The sequence below is a fragment of the Kitasatospora sp. NPDC101447 genome, from assembly GCF_044767225.1.
GTDB lineage: Bacteria > Actinomycetota > Actinomycetes > Streptomycetales > Streptomycetaceae > Kitasatospora.
In genome coordinates, this window is sequence record NZ_JBIWNL010000019.1 from 1 (window position 1) to 2,179 (window position 2,179).

General features: G+C 64.0%; 1 protein-coding gene and 1 pseudogene. Both read right to left on the reverse strand.

The window, feature by feature from the left end; translation table 11 throughout:
- Nucleotides 1-460: pseudogene (locus tag ACIRST_RS25085) on the reverse strand (hypothetical protein); the annotation flags it as partial.
- Between the two features lie 204 nt (nucleotides 461-664).
- The coding region (locus ACIRST_RS25090) for an FAD-binding protein (RefSeq protein ID WP_402804437.1) at nucleotides 665-2,179 on the reverse strand (1,515 nt) is incomplete at its 5' end.

Here is a 2,179-nt window from a genome sequence, read left to right on the forward strand (position 1 = left end):
TGTTGGTGAGGTGGTGGTGGAGGTTGGTGAGGGCGTGTTGGGTGGCGGTGGTGTGTTTGTAGGTGAGGTTGGTGAGTTTGTGGAGGAGTTTGGGCCAGTGGTGGGGTGTGGTGGTGAAGGTGATGGTGAGGAGGGTGGTGTTGTTGGGGTGGGGGGTGAGGGTGTAGGTGGTGGTGCCGTGGAAGTGGCCGGTGTGGGTTTGGGTGAGGGTGTGGTGGGGGGTGATGTGGGTGGTGGTGGAGTGGAATTGGAGTGTGGGGCCGGGTTTGCCGATGCCGTTGGGGTGGATGGTGGTGGTGGTGGTTCCGCCGGTGGTGTGGGGTGGGGTGGGTCCGGGTTGGTGGGTGTTGTGGGGGTGCCACCAGGTGGTTTTGCCGTTGAGTTCGTTGATGATGGCGTTCCAGATGGTGGTGGGGGGGTGGGGGAGGAGGGTTTGGTCGGTGTGGTGGATGGCGTGCACGGGGGTTTCCTTTCGGGGGGTTGGTCGGCGGGTTGGTGGGTTGGTGTTTGGGGGTGGGGAAGTACCGGGGTTTGTGTGTTGTTGCTGGTTTACGTGCTTGCTTGCTGTTTGTGCTTGCTGTTTGTGGTTGTGGTTGTGGTTGTGGTTGTGGTTGTGGTTGTGGTTGTGGTTGTTGTTTTGTTTGTGTGGGTGGGTTGTTGGGGGTTAGGGGAAGATGTTTTGGCCGGGGGTGAGGGTGTGGGTGGGGTCGTGGTGGGTTTTGGTGGTGGTGAGGGTGGTCCATTGGGGGCCGTAGTGGGTTTGCCAGTCGGTGGGGGTCATGTGGGGGATGGCGCCGACGAGGTAGCGTTTGGCGCCGAGTTGGGTGGCGCGGTCGTAGAGGTGGCGGTTGCGTTGGAGGGCGGGGGTGGGGTTGTAGTCGGGGTGGGGGAAGGTGAGGAGGTCGAAGAGGTAGGCGGTGGGTTCGTTGGGGGTGATGGCGAGGGGGTGGGTGAGTTTGTTGGTGTGGAAGGGGTAGCAGAGGAGGAGGCCTTGGCCGATGTCGTCGGGGGTGAGTTGGGGGAGGGCTTCGGTGAGGAAGGTTTTGGTTTGGGAGGCGGGGAGGAAGAGGGAGAGCCAGGGTTTGGGGGAGTTCCAGTAGCCGAGGTTTTTGATGTTGTCGGCGAAGGCGTCGGCTCGGTAGGTGTATTCGCGGTAGGTGGTGTCGGTGATGGTGGTTTCGGTGGGGAGGGGGTTGAGGCCGGTGAGGAGGGGGGTGGGGTCGGGGGGTGTGGTGCTGTTGTAGTGGGCGACGGCTTCGATTTTGTAGCGGGGGGGTTGGTTGTTGGGTTGGATGAGGATTTCGCCGACTTGGGAGGGGAAGCGGCCGTCGTTGAGGAGGGTTTGTTGGTCGGTGAGGTAGGTGGTGAGGTCGTTGTAGTAGAGGGTGAAGACGCGGGCGTTTTGGGGGGCGGGGATGAGTTTGAGGGTGGCGCGGGTGATGATGCCGACTTGGCCGGCGCCGGCGAGGGCGGTGTGGAAGAGTTCGGTGTTTTTGGTGGGGGTGGCGGTGAGGATGCGGCCGGTGCCGGTGACGATGTCGATGGATTCGACGGTGTCGGCTTGGAGGCCGTATTTGTGGACGGTGGATCCGATGCCGCCGATGCTGATGGTGCCGCCGATGGAGAGGTGGAGGTAGTCGGTGAGGCAGGGGGGTGTTAGGCCTTGGGCGAGGGTGGCGTCGGTGAGTTGGGCCCAGGTGACGCCGGCGTCGACGGTGGCGTTGGTGGGGGTGATGGTGTGGATGCGGTTGAGGGAGCGGGCGTTGATGGCGATGCCGCCTGCGACGCCGGCTTGGCCGTAGTTGGAGTGTGATTCGAGTTCGCCGTTGTTGCCGCTTTGGCCGTTCATGGCGACTTTGAGGTTGTTGCGGCGGGCGAAGTTGATGATGGTGGCGATGTCCTGGGCGCAGGCGGGGTTGAGGACGGCGTAGGGGGTGGTGGTGGTGAGGCGTCCGAAGTCCTGGGCGAAGGCGGTGCGGGTGGTGGGGTTGGTGGTGAGGGTGCCTTGGATGGGGGGGATGGGGGTGACGCGGTTGGTGGTGGGGTCGTCGGTGGTGGCCCAGGCGCGGGTGGCGGTGTTGTAGCCGATGACGGTGGCGGCGGCGCCGGTGAGCAGGGCTCGCCTGGACAGGGGTGGGCGGTTCATGGGTGTGGGTGTCTCCTGACGGGTTGTGTGGGC